Source organism: Acidimicrobiia bacterium (genome assembly GCA_041676705.1).
Taxonomy (GTDB): domain Bacteria; phylum Actinomycetota; class Acidimicrobiia; order Acidimicrobiales; family SKKL01; genus Actinomarinicola.
In genome coordinates this window covers 193,396-218,087 of the sequence record JBAYRL010000002.1, presented here as the reverse complement: position 1 = coordinate 218,087, position 24,692 = coordinate 193,396, and the positions used below count along the sequence as shown (strand labels likewise).

Genomic DNA, 24,692 nt, shown 5'->3' with positions numbered 1-24,692 from the left:
TATTAATGCCAGCGCTTCACGTTCCGCGGTGCCAAAGTTGAGTTGAACACTTCCAGCGTACTTAGGGTTTGGTCGACGAGTTGGCTTGTCGCAGCAGCACCAGCGAGTGACCAACTAAATGGAGATTACTGCCAGCTTCATATTGGAGATTTCCCTCAAGGGCTACTAACGGTGAAGCCAGATCGGCGGTGTCCAACACCAGTTCCCAGGTTGTTGGCCAAGAAATCTTGGGTATCGAGAAGCTCACTTCGTCGCCGCTGGCGTTAAACAACACAAAAAAACTGTCGTCAGTGATGAGCTCGCCACGACGGTCGCGATCCACAATGGCGAGTCCGTTCATGTAAACCATGAGTGACCGGGCACCTTCATCATGCCAATCAGCTTCGTTCATCACTGTGCCCGCAGGGGTGAACCAGGCAATATCTGGTGATTGAGCACGACTGGCCGCGTGACCGGTGAAATGTTGACGGCGACGGAAAGTGGGATGCTCTTTACGCAACGCCATCAATAGTTTCACAAACTCGAAAGTCTCTTGGTCTTTGCCCAACCAATCAACCCAAGACGTACGGTTATCTTGGCAATAGGCGTTGTTATTGCCCCCTTGGCTGCGACCTAGCTCGTCGCCCGCGAGCAGTAATGGAACTCCCTGTGAGAGCAGCAAGGTGGTTAGAAAATTGCGGCGCTGACGGTTGCGGAGTTCGCTGACGATCGGGTCATCGCTTGGGCCTTCAATGCCGCAATTCCAAGAGCGATTGTCGTTGGTGCCGTCTTCGTTTCCTTCGCCGTTAGCATCGTTGTGTTTTTGTTCGTAGCTAACGAGATCGACCAGGGTGAATCCGTCGTGCACGGTCACAAAATTCACCGACGCTTGGGGTTGACGGCCCCGGGCCTGATAAATGTCGGCGCTGCCGGTGAAACGCGAGGCGAACTCAGCCAAGGTTCCGGGTTGGCCACGCCAATAGTCTCGTGTGATATCGCGGTAGCGACCGTTCCATTCTGACCAGCCATTGGGAAAGTTGCCGAGTTGATAGCCACCTTCGCCTAAGTCCCAAGGTTCAGCGATTATCTTGGCATCCGCTAAGGCCGGGTCTTGATGAACAGCGTCTAAGAAACCCGAGAAGCGATCAACGTAGTATTCCTCTCGGGCCAAAACCGGGGCCAGATCAAAGCGGAAACCATCCACCCGCATCTCGGAATACCAATAACGCAGTGAATCCATGATCAGTCGCAACGTCTGGGGGTGCTGGGCATTAAAGCTGTTGCCAGTACCGGTAAAATCCAAATAGAGAGAAGGGTCATCGGGCTGCAGCCGGTAATAGGTTTCGTTGTCGATGCCTTTAAAAGAAAGCGTTGGACCTAGGTGATTGCCTTCGGCGGTGTGGTTGTACACCACATCTAGGATCACCTCGATACCAGCATCGTGTAACGCCCGGACCATTTCTTTGAACTCATACACAGCAGCGCCCCGGGTGCTGCTTGAAGCGTAGCCGCGGTGAGGTGCGAAGAATCCGATGGTGTTGTAGCCCCAATAGTTTCGCAAGCCCAGTTCGGCTAGGCGATGATCGTGCACAAAGTGGTGGACTGGCAACAACTCAATGGCGTTAACGCCCAGGTCTACTAGATAGTCGAGAATGGCCGGTTCGGCCATGCCCCGGTAAGTTCCCCGAAGCTCCGGCTCAATATCGGGATGAAGCTGCGTTAATCCTTTGAGGTGGGCCTCATAAATAATGGTGTCTGCTAGGTCGATGTTGGGTCTGGAATCGTTTTTCCAGTCAAACCAGGGTGAAACAACCACCGATCGAGGCACAAAAGGGGCGGAATCAGTGGTGTCTTGACTGTAGATCGACTGGTCGAGGCGATGATCGTAGGTGGCTGGTACCCAGTGTAGTTCGCCGTCAATGGCTTTGGCGTATGGGTCCAGCAACAGCTTGGCTGGGTTGAAGCGCTGGCCATTGGCCGGATTCCATGGTCCGTAAACGCGAAAACCATAACGCTGACCTGGGTGAACATCCCGTAAGTAGCCGTGATAAACAAAATCGGTCACCGTGGTGAGCTCAATTCTGCTTTCTACCCCGCGTTCATCGAATAGGCATAACTCCACACGTTCAGCACCTTCGCTGAATAGAGCAAAATTTGTGCCTGCCCCGTCGTAGGTAGCGCCTAGCGGTGTCGACTGTCCTGGCAGCGTCTTCACATCCCGAGTGTACGGCAAGGTATTAGGATGAGTACCAATGCATGATCCATCTCGAGTCCTGTGCATCGTTCTGGCTGGTGGCGAAGGTAAACGCCTGGCACCCTTGACGCTCGATCGCGCTAAGCCTGCCGTTCCTTACGGAGGTCATTATCGACTGATTGATTTTGCGCTCTCTAATCTGGTGAATGCTGGCTATCGACGCATTATTGTGCTCACCCAATACAAGAGCCACAGCCTAGACGTGCACATTTCGAGAACCTGGCGGTTTTCTCAATTATTAGATGACTATGTAGCTACTGTGCCCGCCCAAATGAGGCGAGGCCCGTACTGGTTTGCCGGTTCAGCCGATGCCATATTCCAGAATATGAACCTGATCCACGACGCGAAACCCAGTCACATTTTGGTTTTTGGTGCCGACCACATCTATCGCATGGACCCTAGACAAATGCTCGACGCCCACACTGCCTCAGGGGCTGGCGTTACCGTGGCTGCAATTCGAGTACCGATTGAAGAAGCTGACCAGTTCGGAGTTGTTGAGGTTGGCCAAGGATCAAAAATTCAAGAGTTCCGTGAAAAGCCCACCGACGCCATTGGTCTAGCCGATGACCCAACCCAGGTGTTGGCCTCGATGGGTAACTACGTGTTTTCAACTGAGACCTTGATTGAAGCGTTGAGCAACGATGCCGTAGACCCCAGTTCCACCCACGACATCGGCGGTAACATTATTCCCGCTCTGGTAAATGAGGGCGTTGCTCATGCTTACGACTTCACCCATAACTGGGTACCTGGCACCACCGAGCGCGACCACGGTTATTGGCGTGATGTAGGAACGCTCGACGCATTCCACGCTTCCCATATGGACTTGGTCGATGTTCACCCAGTGTTCAACCTTTACAACTGGGAATGGCCCATTCTAACCTCCACAGGCTCGCTGCCCCCAGCCAAATTCGTGCTCGATGGTGAAGGGCGTACCGGCCAAGCCATTAACTCTATTGTTTGTTCAGGTGCCATTGTTTCGGGTGGAACGGTACGCCGCAGTGTGATTTCCCCAAACGTGCGTGTTGAAGCAGGGGCCTTGGTCGAAGACGCGGTCATTATGCATGATGTGCAGATCGGGGCCGGGGCCATTGTACGTCGAGCTATTATCGATAAGGGCACCCGCATCCCACCTGGAATGGAGATTGGTGTTGACCCCAAGGTTGATGCCGAACATTTCACAATCTCGGAAGAAGGAATCGTGGCCATTGGCAAGTTCCATCCGATTCCACCAGTTTAGGGGCGGTCCGAGCTAGTGCGTGTTGGCCTATTGACCCGGGAATATCCGCCGGAAGTTTATGGTGGCGCCGGGGTTCATATCGAGTATTTGTCGGAACATCTCGCCTCGTTAGTCAACGTTGAGGTACACGCCTTTGGGGGTCAGCGTCCTTCGTCGTTGGTGAAGGCCAACTATGAGCCTTGGTCGGCCTTGGCGAGCGAGCGTCCCGAAGCCGCAGTGCTTCAAACCTTGTCGGTAGATTTGGCGATGGCTAGTGAGCTAGGTGGTGTTGATGTTGTTCACTCTCACACCTGGTACGCCAACATGGGCGGGCACCTGGCCTCACTCCTCTACGACATTCCCCATATTTGCACCGCACACAGTCTCGAGCCGTTGCGCCCTTGGAAGGCAGAACAATTAGGTGGCGGTTACCGGGTTTCATCGTGGTGCGAAAAAACTGCGCAAGAAGCGGCGGCTGCGGTTATCGCCGTTTCGGGGGGCATGCGAAACGACATTCTGCGCGCTTACCCGGCCATCGACCCGGAACGCGTGAAGGTTATTCACAACGGCATAGACACCGATGAATATCAACCACAGGTTGGCGTTGAGCATTTGGTTCGTTTCGGTGTTGACCCCGATGTTCCCTACATACTTTTTGTGGGGCGAATCACCCACCAAAAAGGTGTTACCTATCTGTTGGACGCACTTTCCAAGCTTGAACACAACGCCCAGGTAGTGCTGCTCGCCGGACAGCCTGACACGGCGGAGCTCGGTGCGCTGATCAAGTCGAAAGTGGCCGGTTTGGCAGTGCAGCGGCCCGGGGTGTTCTGGATTGAAGAGATGCTTCCCCGTGCCGGGGTGGTGCAATTCATGGCCCATGCCAGTGTCTTCGTGTGTCCATCGATTTACGAACCATTTGGCTTAATTAATGTTGAGGCCATGGCTGCTGAGACGGCGGTAGTCGCCTCAGCAGTTGGCGGTATCCCCGAGATTGTGGTGCCTGGTGAAACCGGCACTTTGGTGCCTTTCGAAGCTGGTCACGATTTGTATGGATCACCAGCAGATCCAGCTCGTTTCAGCAGCGATATAGCCCAGGCCATTGACGAGCTTTTGGCTAATCCCGCCTTGGCCCAAGCGATGGGTAAAGCTGGTCGCCAACGGGCGATCGAGCATTTTTCGTGGGAGGAAATAGCCCGCCAGACAGTAGCGCTTTACCAGTCAGTCTTACGCTAATACCGGTGCGGTCGTATATGCAGGGCCACCGCTGGCGACTGGGCTATTGGGTTTGGGAAGAGCGATCCGTGTTTTTTGGCTGGCACATTATTTGGCTAGCTCAACGTAAGGCTTACCCATTTATCAATTACACGTTCATGCCGTAGCGCTAAGGGTTGAAACGCTGTTGTTACAACCTCGGGGGCCGGGTTCAAAATGCCACTGATTATTAGGGTTCCGCCTGGCTTCAGTACTTCTTTGATGATCGAGGACATCTCGATCAGTGTTTGGACCCCAATGTTGGCTACTACCACATCTACCTGGGGAACCTCGGTAGTGCTAGCCCCGACCATGATTCGGCTGGCCACGCCATTGGCCAAAGCATTGGCTTCGGTTGCTTCCAAAGCTGCGGGGTCGATGTCGATGGCGTAAACCTGGATGGCACCCAGCATGGCGGCTGCCACGCTGAGGGCACCGCTACCGCAGCCCAGATCTAACACCGTGGAAACCGATGATTGCGGGCTATAACCACTGTCGGTTGTGGAATCGCGCCCTTCATCCATAATTCGTTCGAGCTCGGCTAAACAAGCCACTGTGGTTGGGTGGGCGCCATGGCCCCAAGCATCTTTGGGGTCGAGGCTGATGACTATGTCGTTAGGGCTAACCTCGCCCAGCTCAACCCAAGGCGGCCACACGACGATGTTTTTGCCTGCACGTACAACTTGTGCGAAGTCGCGCCAGGCGTCTTGGCCGTCGTCGACTTCAACTATCGAAGCTTCCCAGCCATTCTTGGCGAGCGCCGTTATCAGCTCGGTACCGCCGTGGGCGGGTAGGTCGGACTGTAAAAGTACCCGACCATCGTCGCTAGCTTCTTCACTAATAGCGTTAACCCCCTGCGCCCACATGACGCTGGCTACGATTTCGGCTTCGGTTGCGGGGACCCGAACCTGTAATGCCGGTACTAGAGCCATTAGCTGCCTCTTACGCTTTTGAACCCCGTGGTGCTATTAACGCCGAAGAGTTGCTATAGCGCCGCCCGAATGATTCGGGTTTTTAGCTTGCTGTACGGGGGATACATGATTGATGGGTCGGGCTTCGAGGCTTTGTGAAACACTGACTTTAGGTGGCTGAACTCTTCGAATCCGGCCTGGCCGTGATAGGCACCCATACCTGATGGGCCCACGCCACCAAAGGGTAAATCGGGCACTCCAAGCTGCAATAAGGTGTGGTTCACACAAACACCACCCGAGCTGGTGTTACCGATTATGTGTTCCACCATGTTGTCGTCTTCTGAAAAAATGTAAAGCGAAAGCGGTTGCGGCCGATCGTTAACAATATCGATGGCGTCATCCATCGAATCAACGGCGATCACCGGAAGAATCGGACCAAAAATCTCATCGGCCATGACCGCCGAATCCAGGTCGACTCCAGACATAACGGTGGGGGCAATGTAGCGATCATCAATATCAACCTGACCGCCAATCACCAAATGGTCCCAGCCGCCTTCGTCAATAAGATTGGCTAAACGCCGGGCGTGGTGTTCGTTGATAATTCGGCCATAGTCGGGTGATTCTTGTGGGTTCTCGCCAAAGAACTGACCTACCGTTTCGGCGATCAGGCCCACCAGTTCTTCTTCTTGTGAACGATGCACCAACACATAATCGGGTGCCACACAGGTTTGACCGGCGTTAAGAAAACGACCGAAAGCAATCCGGCGAGCAGTTGACGCCAAATTGGCACTGGCATCAACCAAAGCTGGTGATTTCCCACCCAACTCAAGTGTCACCGGAGTCAGGTGAGGTGCCGCCGCGGCCAAAACTTTGGTGGCGATACGTCCGCCTCCGGTAAAGAAGATGTGGTCGAAACGAACCTCAAGCAACGCTTCGGCAACGCTGGCATCACCTTCCACCAAGGCGATTGCTTCGTCGTCTAGATATTTGGGAATTAACTCACCTAAAACCTTTGAAGTGGCCGGTGACAATTCTGAGGGTTTCGCCACCACCGTGTTCCCAGCCGCGATGGCAGCTGTTAAAGGTGCCACCAACAAGTGGAGGGGGTAATTCCACGGTGCGATGATGAAGGTCACCCCGCGAGGTTCGGGAATTACCTCGGCCCGGCCTGGTCGTTGTGACAAGGGAACCTTCACCTTGCGAGGCTCGACCCAGGCCCCCAGGTTCTTTAGGGCATGGTCGATTTCGTTAAGGCAAAACCCAATTTCAGTGGTGTAAGCCTCGATAGGAGACTTGCCAAGATCGGCCTCTAGTGCCGCTGCCAGCATGGGCTCGTTATCAACCAGCATACGCTTCAGCGCCAAAAGCTGCTCGCTACGCCAGCTAAGGGCTCTAGTTTTTCCGGAACGAAAGGTTTGGCGTAACTCGTCGACCAACTGGCTGGGTTGCTTAATGATCATCGTTCAAAGCACTCCTGCGTCATGGGCCGCCGTTTCAGCCGCCTCAAGTTGTGATTGCACGATAGCCAAACCGCCGTCCCAAAAGCCGGGGTCCGACAAATCTACACCCACAATCAAGCCCAACTCTTCTGGTGGTAACGAACCGCCTGAGGAAAGCAGATCCATATATCGAGAAACGAAATCGTGGCCTTCGGTTTCGTAGCGGGCGTACACCGAGAGTGCCAAGAGCTGGCCGTAGGCGTAGGCGTACACGTAGCCGGGGGTCCCAATGAAATGTGGGATGTATGACCACCAGGTGGCATAGCCGGGGCTTAGCTCCACCGCGTCGCCCAACATTTCACCTTGGGTTTCAAGCCAATGTTGGCCAAAAGTATCTACCGACAGCTCACCCTGTTCACGCCGCGCCAGATGAACGGCATTTTCGAATCGGTTCATGGCGGTTTGGCGAAATACCGTGGCGATCGCACCTTCTATGCTCTCAGCTAGAAGAGCGAGTCGCTCTCGAGGGTCGGTGGTGGCCTCTAGCAGCCGACCGAAGGTCACGGTCTCGCCAAAGACCGAGGCTGTTTCGGCCAAGGTTAGCGGTGTTGACTGATGAAAAATACCCTGTTCTCGTGACAAATAGGCATGCAAACCGTGGCCCATCTCATGTGCCAAAGTAAGCACATCACGGCGTCGACCTGTCCAGTTCAACATAAGGTACGGGTGGTGTGATGGCACCGTGTAGGCACAAAACGCGCCGGGTCGCTTGGCATCTCGCACCGGGGCGTCAATCCAATTCTCGGCAAAGAAACGTTCGGCGATTTCAGCCATTTCAGGTGAGAAAGACTGGTAGGCATCAAGCACTAATTCGCGTGCTTCGGCCCAACCAACTTGGCTTTCAGATTCGGCTACCGAAGCCATTCGGTCATAATCGGCCAGGCGGTCGACACCTAAAATTTTGGCCTTCAACCGATACCAGGCCTGGGGAATGTCGTAGCGGGCTTGAACCGAATCAACGAGGGCCTGCACCGACTCGTCGGTGGCTTCATTAGCTAGGTTTCGACTGGTTATCCAGGTGGGATACGAACGCAACCGATCGTCGGTGGCTTTGTCGGCCAAGAGCGTATTGTAAATGAAAGCTCGGGTGCGTAAACCCGGATTCAGGGCCTCGGTAATCGCTTCGGCGGCGGTTCTACGCATTTGATGACTGGGGTCGGCCAACAGTGACAGGGCCATTTCAAGTTTGGCCGGGCCACTTGGCAACTCAACCACAATGGCCGAGGTTTGTTCCGAGAAAAGACGTGCCCAAGCTGAAGCACCGGAGATTGATTTCTCAGCCAGAATTCTTTCTTCGGGCTCAGAGAGCAAGTGGTCGCGGTAACGGCGAATTGAACGTAGATGATGAGCACACCACGCTAAATCATTGGAGCTCAGTAGCTGCTCCGCCGCCGCATCGTCTAACTGTGCCCATTCCAGTTCGAAGAACAGCAATTTTGTGCTCACCGCCACCGAGTGTTCTTCCACCTTCTGCATAGTGGCAGCAACCTCGGCATCGGCAGTGTCGACCGCAAAACGCAAACCAGCGTACGAGCCGGCCCGACCCAAAACATCATGAAGGTCGGCTAAGGACGTCATAAACTCGGCCAAATCAGTGGCGGTAAAGGTGGCTACCAAACCACGTTTTTCTGCTAAGCGATCGGCTAGGGCGTCGGCTTTAGACAGAAGGCTCTCGACGCTGCCCCCCTCATCGACCTGCAGTAGCGGTTCCAAGTCCCAGGCCACATCAAGGGCACCCAAATCAGCCAAAGCAGGGTCGCTCGTCGAAGAGTCATGTGCAGTTGCAGTCATAAAATTGTCCCTCTGGAAGTCTTGCCCTATTTAACCTAGACGCTTATAGCTCGCTAGCCTTCTATAGGTGAGTCCCGATAGCGATACTCAAAACGACGCTCGAGCGGAACTTCGCTCGAAGCTCGAAACACTGGCCCGTAATTTCCGTTGGGTGTGGGACCTTCCGACCCAACGCCTATTCACCCGGATTGCGACCGATGGTTGGGAAGTGGGCCAGCGTGCCCCATTGGCGATGTTAGCCAGCCTCAATAACCCGGAATGGGACGAACTGGTTAACGACGAGACCTTCGTGGCGGACACGGCGGCCTGTTATGACGACCTAATGGGATACCTGGGTACCGCCAGCGCACGTCTGGTGCCTCAGGTAGCCTACTTCTCACCTGAATTTGGCGTTGCTGAAAGCTTGCCTCAGTATTCAGGCGGACTGGGTGTCTTGGCCGGTGATCACCTTAAAGCAGCTAGTGATCACGATCTTTCCCTAGTCGGAATCGGGCTGTTTTATCGGCAAGGTTTCTTCCGCCAAGAAATTCAACAAGAAGTCGGCCAAATTGAGCACTATCACGACCTTGATCCTCATCTGATTGGTTTAGAACAGGTCCCTGGGGCGCGTACCACAGTGCAGATTGGCGGCGAAGCGGTGGCCGTGCAGGTGTGGAAAGCCAACGTGGGGCGTATCTCGCTCTACTTGTTGGATACACATGTTGAAGGCAACTCAGAAGCCGCCATGCACATCACCAACCGACTATATGGTGGCGATCAAGAGCATCGACTCCGTCAAGAGCTGGTGCTTGGAATTGGCGGGGTGCGGGTGCTGTCGGCCATGGGCATGACCCCACATGTGTTCCACCTGAACGAAGGTCACGCGGGGTTCTTAGCGCTTGAACGAATACGTGCCCACATTATTAATACTGGCGAGTCGTTAGATACCACCGTGAACACTTTGCGCCAGTCGATGGTGTTCACCACCCATACCCCAGTACCGGCCGGAATCGACCGTTTCTCGCGTGAGTTGATTGATCGCTATTTGAGCCATTGGTGCCAAAGCGTGGGGGTCGAGCTGTCTGACCTTATGTCGCTTGGTTATTTTCCGGCTGATGGCGACCAAGAGTTCAACATGGCAGCTTTTTGTTTACGGGTGGCAGGCCGAGCCAATGGGGTGTCGAGGCTCCACGGCAAAGTAAGCCGAGAAATGTTTGCGCCGATCTGGCCCAACACCCCTCATTTTGAAGTGCCCATAACTTCAGTAACCAACGGTGTTCATGCACCTACCTGGGCCGCCCCGGAAGTACAGCACCTCTTTGAGCGGGTGATTGGTGGGCACTGGCCCAACGCCACGCCGGAGGAATGGTCCAACGTGATGAGCATTTCCGATGAGGAGATGCGCGAAGTTCGTGTGGCGGCCCGTACCCGTTTAGTGCATTTTGTGAGAGAACGCTTAGCTGCCCGAGGAGTTCCAAACGCTGAGATGGCCCTTGACCCGCACGCTCTTACCGTGGGGTTTGCGCGCCGTTTCGCCACCTATAAACGTGCCACTTTGTTGCTATCAGACCGCGACCGCTTGGTGGCCTTGTTGAATAACCCCGACCGACCAGTGCAAATTGTGTTCGCTGGTAAGGCTCACCCGGCCGATGAGCCGGGCAAAGCACTGTTGCGCCAAACACTGGAGGCCAGCGCCGACCCTGAACTCGAAGGCAAATTCGTTTTTCTAGACGACTATGACATTGGCGTGGCCCGAGCTTTGTATCACGGTTCGGACGTTTGGCTTAACAACCCGATTCGGCCGTATGAGGCTTGCGGTACCTCGGGTGAGAAAGCGGCTATTAACGGCGCACTCAACCTTTCAGTGCTTGATGGCTGGTGGGACGAAATGCACGATGGTGCGAACGGTTGGGCGATTCCGTCATTTATGGAATTCGCTGACCAGTCTGAACGCGACGCTGCCGAAGTGGCGGTTTTGTATGACGTGTTCGGAGGAGAAATTGTTCCCCTGTTCTATGAAGGCGGCCAGGCGCTTTCATCTCGCTGGCTGGGCCGAGTTCGTCACACCTGGGCATCGCTCGGGCCGCGGGTGAGTGCCGCCCGTATGGTGAACGATTACCGTGAACGACTATACGATCCCGCCTCACAACACCACGCCACTTTCGGTGCTGGCGAGGCCTACCCCCAAAGGATGGACTAGGTGGGAAACAGCTTCGGACAATTATTTAGGGTCACTACCTTCGGGGAATCGCACGGTGGTGGCGTGGGCGTTGTGGTGGATGGAGTACCGCCGCGCTTGCCGATTGACGTTGCCAAGGTTCAATTCGATCTCGATCGGAGGCGACCTGGTCAAAGCCGTCTGGTGACCCAACGCCAAGAAGCCGACGAGGTGGAAATACTTTCGGGCACCTTTGAAGGTTTGGCGCTCGGTAGCCCCATTGCCATGCTGGTACGCAACACTGACGCCCGCCCGCACGCCTATGACCATCTGAAAGACGTTTTTCGCCCTAGTCACGCCGACTACACCTACGAAGCTAAATATGGGGTGCGAAATTGGCAGGGTGGGGGTCGTTCTTCAGCTCGAGAGACCATCGGCCGAGTTGCGGGCGGAGCTTTGGCTCGCCTCATGCTGGAAGCCGTCGCCAACGTAGAAGTTTTGGCGTGGGTCAGTTCTATATACAACATTGATGCCGAGGTTGACCACCGCAGCGTTACTTTGGCTGAGGTTGAGGCTGGGCCTACGCGCTGCCCCGACCCTGACGCGGCCGCCAAGATGGAAAGCGCTATTGAACAGGCACGGCGTGACGGCGATTCATTAGGCGGCGTAGTTACTTGTGTGGCTCGTAATATGCCAGTTGGTTTGGGTGATCCGGTCTTCGACAAGCTGGATGCCCTCTTGGGAGCCGCCATGTTTTCGTTACCAGCTGTCAAAGGCGTTGAAGTTGGTAGCGGCTTTAGCAGCACCCGCATGACGGGTCTTAGTCACAACGACCCGTTTGTGCCGGGTGAAGATGGTCGTGTGCACACCACCACCAACCATTCCGGTGGGGTGCAAGGCGGAATTTCGAACGGCGAAGATTTGATAATTCGGGTGGCTTTTAAACCCACCAGCACCATTTCTTCGGCCCAACAAACGGTCGATCGCGACCACAATCCGGTAACCCTTGAAGCTAAAGGCCGCCACGACCCGTGCGTTTTGCCTAGGGCCGTACCCCTGGTAGAAGCAATGACGTTGTTGGTGTTGGCCGACTTATGGTTGCGCCAAAAAGCGGTAGACGTTCTCTAGGGGCTCTGTAGGTGTAAAACACCAGGTCAGCCACCCTAAAGCTACTATAAAGCCCGCCTTTATAGTAGCTCTGATAAGCCGCGGTCGTGGCCGGCAAAGCTGTTAGGCTCGGCGAAGAATAGCCACCAAGAAGTCGGAGTTCGTTGTAAAGGCCCGCAAATCCCAGGTGCCGAGCAGCACGTCAGGTTCGAGGCCTGCCGTGGCGACATCGTTGAGAAACTCGCTGTATTCGTAACCGCGACCCACCCCGAAACCAATTACCACTCGGCCATTGTCGGCCAAGTGGTGGCCTAGACGGCGCAGCACCTCGATGCGGGTGCTGGGTGCCAAAAACGTCATCACGTTTCCGGCGCTCACTATGGCCTCGAAACCTTCTGTGATTCCTTTGGCCGCTAAGTCGAGTTCAGCTAAATCTCCAGTGAAGTACCGAGGTCCAGGGTGGTCGGCTTCGGCAGCTTCGATCAGGATTGGGTCAACGTCAACCCCCACGACTCGATGCCCCATGGCAGCCAGGCGGCCACTAACTCGGCCCGGCCCGCAACCAGCGTCAAGGATGTGAGCGTTGCGGCCGACCATGGCATCGATGAGGCGTGCCTCGCCACCTAGATCACGGCCTTGCGCCTCCATTTGGCGGAAACGGTCGATGTAGGCGACCGAATGGTTGGGGTTGGCTTGGGTGATCTGCACCCACTGGCTTGGTTCGGGCATAGTTAACTTTCGATATAGTTTCGGCTGGTTTGGACGAAGCTAGTCAGAAACAAGCGCCATGGCTGATAGGCGTCGCACATTGGGCCAAAGGTCCTGAATCGATGGGGTGGGGGTGACATGGCCCTAGTCGATATTGGCGAAGCGTTCGGCGCTTTGGGTTTCTCCGGCGATTAGCAGGATGTCGCCTTCGTTCATCATGGTGTCAGGTGTGGCGTAGGTGAAATTCTGCCCGTGGGGTTTTATGCACACCACGGTCACGTTGTACTTGGCGCGCAGCTGAGCGTCGAGCAGTGTTTTTCCCTGTGCCTCTTTAGGAACCAGCGTTTCAACCAAAACGAAACCTGGGTCAAGTTCGATGTAGTCAATCATTCGCCCGGTCACCATATGGGCCACGCGAACTCCCATGTCATGTTCGGGGTAAACCACAGCGTCGGCCCCTACTCGGCGCAGGATACGACCGTGGGAGCGTGTGATCGCCTTAGCCCAAATACTGTTAATACCCAGGTCGTGTAAGGCTGCCACCGACAAGATGCTGGCCTCAATATCGTCGCTGATACAAACCACAGCACATTCGAAATCTGCGGCCCCAATTTGTTCCAAGGCTGCCGAGTTGGTGGCATCGGCCTCCACCACATATGTCAGGCTGTTTGCCATTTGCTGGACGACTTCGGCGTCTGCATCGACCCCTAAGACTTCGTAACCCAAATGTTCAAGTGTTACGCCTAAGGCCGAGCCGAATCGTCCCAGACCAACTACCAAGACTTCGTTCCACGAGCCGATTAAACCAGATGGTTCGGGGCGCCACTCCACATATTCTGCCGAGTTGGGATGTGAATGTGATCGATTAGCCAACGATGGGACGCTCCTGCGCGAAACGATAAAGACGTTGACGCTCTCTTAGCATGAGCGCCGCGCCTACGGTCATGGGCCCTAGACGGCCCAAAAGCATTAGTACGGTGATGATAAGGCGGCTAGCGGTGTTTAGCTCGCCGGAAAGACCAGTTGATAGCCCGACAATACTTGCCGCCGAGGTCACTTCAAAGAGGGTGTTCGTGAGAGGGAATTTTTCAATTGCCAAGATCAGCATCGTCACAGTTAAAACGGCTACTACTCCAGTCAGTGTGATGGCGACAGCTTGGCGAATCGCCTCTGGCGGGATGCGGCGTCTAAAGGCCGTAACGTCTTGATCGCCTCGATATTCAGTTATCACCGCTAAGAGAATTAGGGCCAAAGTCGTTACTTTTATTCCTCCGGCGGCCGAAACGCTACCTCCGCCGATGAACATGGAAACAATGGTGGCCAGTTGGGTTGTTTCGTTCAGCTGACCAAAGTCGATGCTCGAAAATCCGGCTGTTCGCATGGAGGTGTTGAAGAACGACGCCAATATTTTTCCGCTGGTTTGAAGCTCGCCGAGGGTGGCTGGGTTGGTCCATTCGAACCACAAAAAAATAAGGGCACTGACCCCCAGCACGGCACCCATGGCCGAGAGGGTCAACTTTGTGTGCAGACTCCAGCGCCTCGGTGAGAGATGGTTGCGTCGAATGTCGGTCAGCACCGGAAAACCAACGGCCCCGATAAGCACGGCACAAGCTACAATTCCGCAGATAAAGGGGTCAGTCACATAGTCTTCCAAGCTATTGCTAAAGAGCGAAAAGCCCGAGTTGTTGAAGGCCGAAATGGCGTGGAAGCCACCTAAACGCAGTGCCTCGGGGAAGGCGGCATGGTGAAGGAAATAGAACACGCCGGTCAGAAGTACAAAAGTGGTCGCTTCAACCACGGCCGCGATTTTGAGCACGGTTCGTAACACATGACGGACGTCGCCCAGATCGAGCCCGCTTTCGAGTTGCGCCAAGCGCCGTCCGCTTAGCCCCAGGCGTCGTGACACCACCAAACCGGCGATCGACCCAAGCGTCACAATTCCAAGTCCGCCCAGCTGAATGAGCGCCAAGATGACTAAATGGCCAAAACCGCTCCAGTAGCTGTGGGTGTCAACTACTACCAAGCCGGTTACCGAAATGGCTGACGTGGCGGTGAAGAAGGCGATGTCGAAGGGAGCAGCCGGACCTCGGGTGGCGTATGGAAGCAGCAACAACACCGTGCCTAAGGCGAGGGCCAGCGAGTACAGAAGTACTAAGAGGCGAGCGGGTGTCATCGGGTGGTTGCCATTTAGCCGACCATGGGACGTTCTTCGGGGTAGCGGAACAAACGGCCGCGTTCACGTAGAACTAGGGCCGTGCCTAACGTTACCGGGCCAACGCGGCCCAAGAACATAAGAGTTATAAGAATAAGTTGGGCCGGAATTTTCAGAAGCGGAGTTATGCCTGTTGTTAGACCGGTGGTGCTAAAGGCCGAGGCGGCTTCGAAGGCCGCGGCACCAATTTCAAATGGACCGGTAGTGATTAGGACCACGGTACCAACGAGGGTGGCGCCTAAACCCAAGAGGAAGATGGCGAGTGACTGGCGTTGTGAAAATCGGGGCAGGCGTCGACCGAAGGCGCTTACATCGGGGTCGCCTCGCATCTCCGACCAAACCATGAGCGTAAGAACGGCGATGGTTGTGACCTTTACGCCGCCTGCGGTTCCAGCGGGCGCAGCGCCGATGAACATGAAGATGGTGGTGATTAATACCGTTGATTCGTTGGCTGAACCGTAATCTAGAGCATTGAAACCAGCGGTGCGGTCGGTAATTGCGGCGAAGAAGCCGCCGGTTACTGATTCCGCAGAGTTGAGCGGGCCAAGAGTCGCCGGGTTGTCCCATTCAGAAATGGTGAAGAAGGTGGTGCCGATCAGAATGAGCGCCACCGTCATGATGACCACGAGTTTGGTGTGTAGCGTCCAGGCTTTGAAACGAAAGCGCTCACGGCGTAGGTCGAGGATGACGGGAAAGCCGATGCCGCCAGCGATGATGGCCAGTGCAATGACGATAAGCACGAAGGGGTCGTGCGCGAAACGCACCAAATTTCCCTCAAACAGGGCGAAACCGGCGTTGTTGTAGGCCGAAATGGAGTGAAAGACACCGTTCCAAATGGCCTTGGAAGGGTTGTAGTGATGGTGGAACATGAACCACAAAGTGAGTGTGGTGGCGGCGAGGCCTTCAAAGAAGAGAGTTACCGCCAGCACGCCTCGCAACACGGTGCGAACGTCGCCCAGGTTGAGTGCTCCGGTTTCGGCTTGAGCTCGCAGTCGGGAACGTAGGCCCAAGCGGTGGCTAATTAGAATGCCGGCGAGGGAGGCCAAGCTCATGATTCCCAGTCCGCCGAGCTGGATGAGTACCAAAATCACGACATGGCCAAAGGTGGTCCAGGAGGTGGCTGTTTCAACTGTCGCTAGCCCGGTCACGCAAACGGCTGAAGTGGCCGTAAAGAGCGCGGTGATAGGTCGAATGTCAGCGCTGCCGGTGTGAGAAATTGGCAGCATCAAGAGGGCGCTGCCTGCCAAAATAACGGAACCGAAGCCAAATACAATGATTTGTGCAGGATGGTAATTGCGCACTTGTGAGCGCGGTGGTTTAGGCATGCTTCGATCCTTTGAGGGCCCGAATGGGCCGTGCTGCTCATTGCTTACACCCAGCAATGTTTTTACTCAAGGTCTCACCGAAAGTGGTCGAAGCATTTGATGAGAGTGCGAAGGGTACGAAGCTAATGACCACCATTAAGGCAACATGCGGAACTTGTGGAGACGTGGAGCTGACTGTTGCTGATGTTCAAGTGATGATCAACGAGGACGACCTCAGCGCTTCCTACTCGTTTCGTTGCCCCAGTTGTGCTGGCGTGGTGGTGAAGAAGGCTCCGGGCGACATGATTGACTTGCTGATTTCAGCGGGTGTTTCATACTCGGTTTGGAAGACGCCAGCTCGGGAGGTTGCCGATCCAAAGGCACCCCTGTTCGACCATGACGATGTAGTCAGCTTCGGACTGATGTTGCGTGATGACCATGCGATTGCCCTGGCCCTTGACGGCCTGAAGCGCTAAAGCCACCGCAAATTGGTTTGGACCTTTGGCCTGGGCGAATGGTTTGGGCCGATGGGGCACTATTGACGTGAGTGTTCCACCAGGGTGTTTAGCAAAGCGGCACCAGCTGCAGCGTTATCAATTGTGATGATGAGATCGCGCTGGCCGCTGCGATGAACCTTTAGCGCTTTGCCCCGACGAATCACGATGCCTACCGTGCCTCCTCGGCCCACCCGGTAACCCCAGCCACCGAACTCTTGGAAAGGTTTCACGGTCGTAACTTCGGCCGAAATGATTTCGTTTAAGGGGATGCGAGTTCGTGGTCTACCAAAGAATGGACTGGCCACTAGGCCGTGAGCGTTAATTGTTACGGTCCATCGCCCCATAGCTACTAATAACAAGGTGAGCGCGGCCAGGGTTAGTGCCGCCACACTGGCAATGGCCAGTGTCCGCCAGGTGGCCATCAGCGCAAGAAGTATGGTGGCGACAATGCCGCCGCCCGCTAATGGGTGAAACCCGGGCATCACAATTACTTCAGTCCAGCTAGCGTTGGCCAGTTCATGCGGTTCCAGACTGGCTCGAGATGCCTCGGGTGGAAGTGGCTCTGTGGCTGGCAAGGGGGCATCGGCAGGTATTAGGGCGGCCACAATTCCAGCTACCACTGCGGCTAGGGTGAAAGCCATCCACATGGGACGGTAAACATCGGGTGCTTCAAGAGCGTTGGCGAGACCGCGCTGTTGCCAGAGTCCACCAGCTACGAACCAAGGCAGCGCGATCGCGCTCCACATGCTGACGAAGACGGCTAGTCGTCGTGTGGCCGCCCATCGACCAAGACTAACACCTATAACAGTTCCTATGGCACACATCAGGGCCGTGACCAAGACAATCCCGGTGATAGAGCCCTGCCACGTGCCGGTACCGTCGGGTTTACCGCTGGCACCCCAGTGGTTGGCGACTGGATTTGGCAGTTCGTGTGCGAAGCTCCGAACCCACAAGATGGCCGCGACTGCAAGCACCATAGGCACTATAAAAGTGAACGTGGCGGTTAGTAAGCGGTAAGGAACCGGCGGCCTAGGGCTGTTCATAGTGATGACCAAAGCCTAACAAGTTGAAAAAGTGCCCCCGGTAGGAATCGAACCTACGGCCCCTTCTTTAGGAGAGAAGTGCTCTATCCACTGAGCTACGAGGGCGGGACTTCCGCGGTTACCTCAGCGTATTGTTCGGCGTGAAGTCGCGCCAGGTAATCGTAGGCGGCATCTGAGTTGGTGTTGTAGTTTACTCGCGCTTCGCTTGAGTGAAGACAAAGACAACCTTTGTCCTTTGTTTGTCTCTTTGTCTTTAATGTCTGTTATGCTGCTGGCGTGGCTAAGCGTCGGATTAGGGAACTGGAACGGGATCTTGCTGAGCAGCAGCGTTTAGCTCGGGAAGTGATGGCGCGATGTCGGGGGATCGAGGCGGAGCTGGCTTTCCTTCGATCCGGTGAACCTCTGGTTCAGGACGTTGTTGCGATGTCTAGGTCCGATGCGATTGTCGCGGTTTTACGGGACTCGGGTCTGACGTTGTCTCCGACCGAAATCCTGGGGCGGTTAACAGCTTCGGGGCGGACTGAGGATCTTCGTTTGGTTACTGCCACATTGAACTACTTGCTTGGGCGGGGGGCAGTGACCCGTCCGGAGCGGGGGCGGTATTTGGTGGTGTAATTCGGCTCTCTGGATCACGTGGTTGACGATATTGGTGGGCGTGTTCCCTCAATTCGCGTCTGTGTAGGTCGAGCGGCTTCTTGGCATGTCAGGCGAAGATGGCTTGCACACGAACTCGTCCGAGTTTGCACATCCTGTGGAGCCGGGTTGGAGTCGGTTAGCTCGTAGCCCGACCTGAAGTGTTCGCTATCTGTTGTGGTTGGCGAAACGGGTGGCCAGAGCGAGTACTGTGTCTATGTCGCCGGCGCGGAGGGCATCGACGGGTGTGCCCTCGAGGTGCGGATGGATACCTGTGAGCCACGCGAGCACCCCGACGTCGGAGGTTGCCTGTCGCAGGATCTCGAGGGTCTTAGCCAGTCCGGGGAGTGGGTGAGCACTATCGAATTGGAAGATTGGGTAGACGTGCTGCCCCTCGCTGCTGCGAATACGGAGCAAGCCCGGGTCTGTGGCGGTCTCGGTCACTGTCTGCCCAAGAAGTTCGGCGGTGTTGGCTTCGTTGAGAGCTGGGCCAACTTGGCGAGCCCAAAGCTCGTCGTCTGAGGAAGCGGGGGTCAGTCATGTCTGTATTGTCCTCGACCTCGCTGACAGCCACATGGGACTTTATTTCACGGCTACATCCGGCCTGCTATGCGGCTGTTTCCTGTGTCCACGTTTCAGCGAATACTTCGCTCTGTTTGAGGACGGTTCGATGGCTTCGTCGCTGTAGCCCGGAGGGTAGCCGTGCCGAGCGAGGAGGGTCTTTGCGGTGGCCCGGATGCCAGCTTGGGCGGATTGCTTGCTGTTCCAGTCGATGGCTACGTTCTCGCGAAACTTCAGCATTAGCTCGGCGGTGACGGCTTTGAGTTTGCCGTCGCCCATGGCTACCAAGGCAGGGCCACGGTTGGCGACGGCTCTGATCCGGTACACCTGGATGGCCCACTTGAGCTTTTCGCAGAACTTCTCGAACTGCACCACGTTGCTGCGCCGGACGGATCGGGTCTCTTCGGAGAACACTGACATATCCACATCGAAGTGACCGAGGTACAGATCGCTGCACAGGAACGCCGTCTGAAACGGCAAGGTTTGCTGGTTTACCGGCCGTCATTCAGTGCCGACAGAAACCACCATTACGAAATTCCTCTTTAGCGCTCGCCGCACAAACTGCTTTGGGAGAGCCCGCGTCCAAGCACCAGACGAGCCACAACTCGCCACCGGGATGGGTTCAGCGGACATTTATTGTGGGAACAGATGGGGTCTTATTGTGGTACGCCCCGGTGGGGATTGCGGCGGGCGGGTGATTTCGGACCTTTCTCCAGGAGACGCATGGGGCGTCTCGTCTGGAGGTTGATCTGATGGACCGGAATCCGTTCTCCGATCTGGAAGCAGTAGCGGCCATGCCCGGCCTCGAAGAGCTAGCAGATGTATTCAGCGACTTCCTGCAGGATGGCCGGGGGTCTCGGGCGGAGTGGGTGTCGATGCTGGTGTTTTTGGCGGGTCGCTGGGCGATTGGTTCAGCCAATACGTGTAGCTCCACTTTCATGGCTACCCCGGTTTGGGATTATTTGCGTGAATCCGCAGCCCGTGTTGGGCGTGAGCTTTCGGTTGCTCCTCCAACTTTTGACAAGCTGCGCCATCTTCGGGAAGCCACCGGGGAGGGGTTTGCTGATGCGTTAGCGGAGGCGGTGGCTGAGGTGGCAGTGCCACTGGCCCAGTCGATGGGGCTGCTGGACCCGGCGGTTAGCTCGCCGTGGCATCGACCCGCCCCGGGACGGGTGATCTATGGGGATGGCACAGTATTTACAGCACTGTCGGATGTTTCCGTTGACCACAACGGAGAGGTGCAGGGGTCCCGGGCGGTGCGTAGTCCTCGGTTAGCGCATCGTTTTGAGGGCAAGGGCGGGCCGAGGGAGCAAACCGGTTTGCCGATCGCGATGGTTGGCTGCCATGGCCGCCAACGCTGGCAGCGAGTAATCCTTGGACTCCAGCTATTTCGTGACGCCAACGAGATCGGGGCGTCCCTTGGGCTGTTTGACCAGATCATCGCCCAGGCTGGCGGAGGGGTGTCTCATGTGGTGTATGACCGGCTGATGTCCGGTTCCCACATTCGCCGGTTAATGAAAACCGGAGTGCTCCCGGTGGTGGCTATGCCAGAAGCAGCCAAAAACCATGCGCATGTGAATCTTCCAGTGGAGCTGCAACGGGCCGGCTACAGCAGCGCTGGGGTACGAGAAAAACGGAAAGGTAAAGGAGCGCGTCGGCGTTCAGCAGACAAAACTGCCCCCAAAGCCCGACTCAAAATCCACCAGCTCCAACTGGTTACCCACCAGGTGGGGTCCCGGGCTTGTGTGCATGAGCTTTGGGCCATGGACGGAGCGGTCGTCGCGGTCATCCCTGGTGACCAGCCATCGATTAACGCAACCTATGTTGAGTGTGTGGATCTGCGGTGGGAGCACCGGATCGATGGGTGGCATCCGATCGGCCGGCTCAGGGTCCCCTGCTCGGCTGGGGCTTTAGATGTTGAGATTGACTTCGCGGCGGACCGCAAAGGCCGAAACCAAAGAAAGGAACCGTTCGCGCTGGCGGACTGGGTCCGCCCAGTTAACGAGTCCACCCCATACTCGGACCGGGTCGAAGGGCTCCGAAGCGATTCCGAATCCGTGTTTTCGTGGTTGAAAGCCATGCTGCCACGGGAACGGGCCTCAAGTCTCAACCCCAGCCATTTCCTCCTCGACCTGGTCGGGGCGGTGTTGTTGAACAACGCGGTGGCCTGGGATGTCCATGTCGCCCAGCACACCGCCTGCGCTCAACACGAACACAAGCTGATAAGCCGCCGCCGACTACGAGCCGTCGCCTAACCGCCGATGCGTTGAGTGGAGCCAGCAAAGTTGATGGTGGAGTGCGAACATGGGATCCTCATGAGAACATCACGGAGCGGTCGAGTTGGCACAGACAAGCAGTCCGATAATCAATAACCACGCCGCGTTTATTTGGTCGGTGGCTGACCTGTTGCGGGGTGATTACAAGCAGTCTGAGTACGGCCGGGTGATTTTGCCGCTCACGGTGCTTCGCCGCTTGGACTGTGTGCTGGAGCCCACCAAAGACCAGGTGCTTGAACGAGCCGCTAAATACGGGGACCGCCCGGAGTTGTTGGAGGCGGCGGCGGGTCAGCAGTTCTACAACACCTCCCGATACGATTTCGCCAAGCTGATAGCCGCCCCGGATGATCTGGCTGACAACCTCCGCCACTACATCGCCAGTTTCTCCCCCGGCGCCCGGGACGTGATTGAAAAGTTCGGGTTCGACACCCAGATCGCTCGCCTCGAACGATCCAACCTGCTGTATCTGGTGGTCTCAAAATTCGCTGAGGTTGACCTGCACCCAGATGCGGTGTCGAACCTTGAGATGGGTTATCTGTATGAGGAGTTGATCCGCCGGTTCTCCGAGCTGTCGAACGAAACCGCAGGCGAGCACTTCACCCCCCGTGAAGTGATTCGGCTCATGGTGAGCCTGTTGTTTATCGAAGACGAAGACCTGCTCACCAAACCCGGCATCTCAAAGACTCTGCTCGATCCGGCGTGTGGCACCGGCGGGATGCTGTCGGTGGCTGAGGACTATCTCCGTGAACACAACCCGAGCGCACGGCTGCATGTGTATGGGCAAGAACTCAACGCTGAGACCTACGCCATCTGCCGTTCCGACATGATGCTAAAAGGCCAAGACGCCACCAACATTGCCTACGGCAACAGCTTCTCAGAAGATGGCCACCCCGGACTGCAGGTGGACTACGCCATTGCGAACCCGCCGTTCGGGGTTGAGTGGAAAAAGGTTGCTGACACGGTCCGTGACGAGCACGAATCGCAAGGGTTCGCCGGCCGGTTCGGGGCTGGGCTGCCCCGGATTAACGATGGTAGTTTCCTGTTTTTGCAGCACATGATCGCCAAGATGAAACCCGCCGAACAAGGCGGTTCGCGGGTGGCGATCGTGTTCAACGGATCCCCCTTATTCACCGGTGCTGCGGGTTCGGGTGAGTCCGAGATTCGCCGGTGGATCATCGAGAGCGACTGGCTCGAATCCGTCGTCGCCCTCCCCGACCAACTCTTTTACAACACCGGGATCTCCACTTACTTCTGGATCGTCACCAACCGCAAAAGCCCCGAACGTCGCGGCACCGTCCAGCTGATCGATGCCCGCAACATGTTCACCAAAATGCGTAAAAGCCTCGGCGCGAAACGCAACCAGATCAGCGACCCCCAAATCGCCGACATCGTCCGCGCCTACGGCCAAAACACCGACGCCGACCATCCCTCCGGAGTCAGAGTCAAAACCTTCCCAAACGAAGCATTTGGGTTCCTCCGCATCACCGTCGAACGCCCCCTACGAGTCCGCTGGGAAGCCACCGACGACACCCTCACCACCCTCAACAGCGACCGCAGAATCACCAAACTCGACGAAACCACTCAGGCCGCGTTACGCACCGGAATCGAACAATGGCGAAACGACCCCATCGCTGACCCGGCCATCGCCGAAAAACGCGTTACAGCGCTAATGGCCGAACTCGGACTAAAAGGCAAACCGCTACGCACCGCCATCCTCGACGCCCTCGCCATCCGGGACCCCAACGCCGAACCCGTCACCGACACCAAAGACCAACCACTTCCCGACCCTGATTTACGGGACAACGAAAACGTACCCCTCCCGGCCAACCCCGTGGCTTTCGAGGCTGACCCCACCGCACGACTCGCCACTATCGAATACCGCACCGCCATCAACAACTACATGGCCGAAGAAGTCCACCCCTACGTCCCCGACGCCTGGGTCGACCACACCAAAACCCGAATCGGCTACGAAATCCCCCTCACCCGCCACTTCTACACCTACACCCCACCACGACCCCTCCACGAAATCGACGCAGAAATCAAACAACTCGAAACCGAAATCCAAGCCCTCCTAAAAGAGGTAACAGAGTGATCTCCACCACGCGTCTCAAGCGCATGGTTAGGTTGCGCTCTGGTGGCACTCCTTCAGTTGACGGTGCCGAATTTTGGGCTGAGCCGGGTGAGGGGACCCCGTGGGTCTCGATCAGCGACATGTCTGACGGGTCGGTTGTCGAGCGGACGGACCGTGAGTTGACGGGCGCCGGATTGCGAGACCGCCGGCTGGTAGTAGCTCCGCCTGGGACTTTGTTGTTCGCCATGTATGCATCAGTTGGTGCCGTCGCCGAGTTGGGTGTGTCGGCGGTATGGAACCAGGCCTTATTGGGCGTAGAAGCCAGAGAAGGTCTCTCAGATAACCGGTTCGTGCGCTACTGGCTCGAACATCTTCGTCCGGAATTGGCTGGTCTTGTGAGATCCAACACCCAAGACAATCTCAATGCAGAGCAGGTTGGAAACCTTCCCTTCCCTGTTAAATCGCTAGCGGACCAGCGGGCGATTGCTGACTACCTCGACACCGAAACCGCCCGCATCGACGCCCTAATCACCAAAAAACGCCGCCTCATCGACCTCCTCGAAGAGCGATTCTGGGAATCTGTTGCTGCCCGTATTACCGCTGAGCGAGGCCCATTGGCCCCACTTAGGCGGGGATTGAAGAGCATCACTGACGGACCCTTCGGGAGTTCGCTTACTTCAAGGCACTACTCCGTGGAAGGTGCAAGGGTAGTTCGGCTCGGTAACGTTGGTTTTGCCGAGTTTAAGGACGAGGACAAGGCATTTATTCCAGTTGCCCATTACGAGACGCTTCTTCGACATAGGGTCCGACCTGGCGACCTAGTTATCGCCGGCCTAGGTGATTCTCGACATCATGTAGGGCGAGCTTGCGTCGCACCCGATCTAGGGGCTGCCATCGTAAAGGCGGACTGCTACTGCGCTGAGGTGGATCAGAGTCGGGCGGACCCCCACTTCTTGGCGCTCGTTCTTTCCTCCCCGATAGGAATGCACAGCGTGGCTATTGCCGCACGAGGGACCACTCGAAGCCGAATCAATTTGGACATTGCCAAAGAAGCGGTAGTTCCCTTTCCTTCCCTTTCCGCTCAGAGAAGGATCGTCGCCGATTCAGACTCGGAGCGGAAAGCGACCGAGTTTCTGGTAGATGCCTTAACTCGTCAACTCCTACTGCTACAAGAGCACCGTCAGGCGTTGATTACGGCTGCGGTTACCGGCAAGTTGGAAATCCCCGGGGCCGCAGCATGAC

General features: G+C 56.3%; 18 protein-coding genes and 1 tRNA gene. 8 read left to right on the top strand and 11 right to left on the bottom strand.

Features of this window, described 5'->3' with window-relative positions:
• Positions 1–61 precede the first annotated feature (61 nt).
• Positions 62–2,194 (bottom strand): glycogen debranching protein GlgX, encoded by a 2,133-nt coding sequence (gene glgX, locus WC184_04475; protein ID MFA7477133.1) that lies wholly within the window; start codon positions 2,192–2,194, stop codon positions 62–64.
• 37 nt (positions 2,195–2,231) lie between these two features.
• Between glgX and glgC the strand changes: the two genes are divergently transcribed.
• Both glgC and glgA read left to right on the top strand, forming a co-directional pair.
• Positions 2,232–3,470, top strand: a complete 1,239-nt coding sequence (gene glgC, locus WC184_04470) for a glucose-1-phosphate adenylyltransferase (protein MFA7477132.1) — start codon at positions 2,232–2,234, stop codon at positions 3,468–3,470.
• 15 nt (positions 3,471–3,485) lie between these two features.
• Positions 3,486–4,682 carry a glycogen synthase gene (gene glgA, locus WC184_04465; protein MFA7477131.1) on the top strand — a complete coding sequence of 399 codons (1,197 nt, stop codon included), beginning with the start codon at positions 3,486–3,488 and terminating at the stop codon, positions 4,680–4,682.
• A 95-nt stretch (positions 4,683–4,777) separates the two neighbouring features.
• Here glgA and WC184_04460 read toward each other — a convergent pair whose 3' ends face one another.
• The 3 genes from WC184_04460 to WC184_04450 are packed head-to-tail and all read right to left on the bottom strand — an operon-like array spanning position 4,778 to position 8,901.
• Positions 4,778–5,632: a 50S ribosomal protein L11 methyltransferase gene (locus WC184_04460; protein ID MFA7477130.1), complete on the bottom strand. Its 855-nt coding sequence runs from the start codon at positions 5,630–5,632 to the stop codon at positions 4,778–4,780.
• A 53-nt stretch (positions 5,633–5,685) separates the two neighbouring features.
• Positions 5,686–7,071, bottom strand: a complete 1,386-nt coding sequence (locus WC184_04455; protein MFA7477129.1) for an aldehyde dehydrogenase family protein — start codon at positions 7,069–7,071, stop codon at positions 5,686–5,688.
• 3 nt (positions 7,072–7,074) lie between these two features.
• The gene (locus tag WC184_04450; GenBank protein MFA7477128.1) at positions 7,075–8,901 is read right to left on the bottom strand and encodes a M3 family oligoendopeptidase; all 1,827 of its coding nucleotides are present in this window, start codon (positions 8,899–8,901) and stop codon (positions 7,075–7,077) included.
• Positions 8,902–8,968: 67 nt separating this feature from the next.
• Here WC184_04450 and glgP point away from each other — a divergent pair, with 67 nt between their 5' ends.
• Positions 8,969–11,080: an alpha-glucan family phosphorylase gene (glgP, locus tag WC184_04445; protein ID MFA7477127.1), complete on the top strand. Its 2,112-nt coding sequence runs from the start codon at positions 8,969–8,971 to the stop codon at positions 11,078–11,080.
• Positions 11,081–12,166, top strand: a complete 1,086-nt coding sequence (aroC, locus tag WC184_04440) for a chorismate synthase (protein MFA7477126.1) — start codon at positions 11,081–11,083, stop codon at positions 12,164–12,166.
• Between the two features lie 102 nt (positions 12,167–12,268).
• On the opposite strand, the gene WC184_04435 is transcribed toward aroC, so the two are convergent.
• The 4 genes from WC184_04435 to WC184_04420 form a co-directional block, all read right to left on the bottom strand.
• The gene (locus tag WC184_04435) at positions 12,269–12,874 is read right to left on the bottom strand and encodes a methyltransferase domain-containing protein (GenBank protein MFA7477125.1); all 606 of its coding nucleotides are present in this window, start codon (positions 12,872–12,874) and stop codon (positions 12,269–12,271) included.
• Positions 12,875–12,997: 123 nt separating this feature from the next.
• Positions 12,998–13,654, bottom strand: coding sequence for a TrkA family potassium uptake protein (locus tag WC184_04430; GenBank protein MFA7477124.1), 657 nt, complete (start codon positions 13,652–13,654; stop codon positions 12,998–13,000).
• A gap of 64 nt (positions 13,655–13,718) precedes the next feature.
• Positions 13,719–15,026, bottom strand: coding sequence for a potassium transporter TrkG (locus tag WC184_04425; GenBank protein ID MFA7477123.1), 1,308 nt, complete (start codon positions 15,024–15,026; stop codon positions 13,719–13,721).
• A gap of 14 nt (positions 15,027–15,040) precedes the next feature.
• Positions 15,041–16,390, bottom strand: a complete 1,350-nt coding sequence (locus tag WC184_04420) for a potassium transporter TrkG (GenBank protein MFA7477122.1) — start codon at positions 16,388–16,390, stop codon at positions 15,041–15,043.
• Positions 16,391–16,515: 125 nt separating this feature from the next.
• Between WC184_04420 and WC184_04415 the strand changes: the two genes are divergently transcribed.
• Complete coding sequence (locus tag WC184_04415) at positions 16,516–16,845, top strand: hypothetical protein (GenBank protein MFA7477121.1); 330 nt, start codon at positions 16,516–16,518, stop codon at positions 16,843–16,845.
• A 59-nt stretch (positions 16,846–16,904) separates the two neighbouring features.
• On the opposite strand, the gene WC184_04410 is transcribed toward WC184_04415, so the two are convergent.
• From WC184_04410 to WC184_04400, 3 genes are all read right to left on the bottom strand, one after another.
• Positions 16,905–17,849 (bottom strand): hypothetical protein, encoded by a 945-nt coding sequence (locus WC184_04410; protein ID MFA7477120.1) that lies wholly within the window; start codon positions 17,847–17,849, stop codon positions 16,905–16,907.
• A gap of 92 nt (positions 17,850–17,941) precedes the next feature.
• A tRNA-Arg gene (locus WC184_04405) sits at positions 17,942–18,014 on the bottom strand.
• 1,110 nt (positions 18,015–19,124) lie between these two features.
• Entirely contained in the window at positions 19,125–19,583 is a 459-nt protein-coding gene (locus WC184_04400) for a type I restriction enzyme endonuclease domain-containing protein (GenBank protein MFA7477119.1), read from the bottom strand.
• 272 nt (positions 19,584–19,855) lie between these two features.
• Between WC184_04400 and WC184_04395 the strand changes: the two genes are divergently transcribed.
• From WC184_04395 to WC184_04385, 3 genes are all read left to right on the top strand, one after another.
• Positions 19,856–21,358 (top strand): hypothetical protein, encoded by a 1,503-nt coding sequence (locus tag WC184_04395; GenBank protein MFA7477118.1) that lies wholly within the window; start codon positions 19,856–19,858, stop codon positions 21,356–21,358.
• Between the two features lie 85 nt (positions 21,359–21,443).
• On the top strand, positions 21,444–23,471 hold the full coding sequence (locus tag WC184_04390; GenBank protein ID MFA7477117.1) for a class I SAM-dependent DNA methyltransferase: 2,028 nt from the start codon (positions 21,444–21,446) through the stop codon (positions 23,469–23,471).
• Positions 23,468–24,691, top strand: a complete 1,224-nt coding sequence (locus tag WC184_04385; GenBank protein MFA7477116.1) for a restriction endonuclease subunit S — start codon at positions 23,468–23,470, stop codon at positions 24,689–24,691. Before WC184_04390 ends, WC184_04385 begins: the two co-directional genes overlap by 4 nt.
• Position 24,692 lies beyond the last annotated feature (1 nt).

Bases quoted from the DNA above. Each gene is read 5' to 3' on its own strand.
- WC184_04435 (MFA7477125.1), bottom strand. From the start codon at position 12,874: ATGCCCGAACCAAGCCAGTGGGTGCAGATCACCCAAGCCAACCCCAAC.
- WC184_04420 (MFA7477122.1), bottom strand. From the start codon at position 16,390: ATGCCTAAACCACCGCGCTCACAAGTGCGCAATTACCATCCTGCACAA.
- WC184_04395 (MFA7477118.1), top strand. From the start codon at position 19,856: ATGGACCGGAATCCGTTCTCCGATCTGGAAGCAGTAGCGGCCATGCCC.
- WC184_04415 (MFA7477121.1), top strand. From the start codon at position 16,516: ATGACCACCATTAAGGCAACATGCGGAACTTGTGGAGACGTGGAGCTG.
- glgC (MFA7477132.1), top strand. From the start codon at position 2,232: ATGCATGATCCATCTCGAGTCCTGTGCATCGTTCTGGCTGGTGGCGAA.
- WC184_04425 (MFA7477123.1), bottom strand. From the start codon at position 15,026: ATGACACCCGCTCGCCTCTTAGTACTTCTGTACTCGCTGGCCCTCGCC.
- WC184_04450 (MFA7477128.1), bottom strand. From the start codon at position 8,901: ATGACTGCAACTGCACATGACTCTTCGACGAGCGACCCTGCTTTGGCT.
- WC184_04455 (MFA7477129.1), bottom strand. From the start codon at position 7,071: ATGATCATTAAGCAACCCAGCCAGTTGGTCGACGAGTTACGCCAAACC.
- WC184_04460 (MFA7477130.1), bottom strand. From the start codon at position 5,632: ATGGCTCTAGTACCGGCATTACAGGTTCGGGTCCCCGCAACCGAAGCC.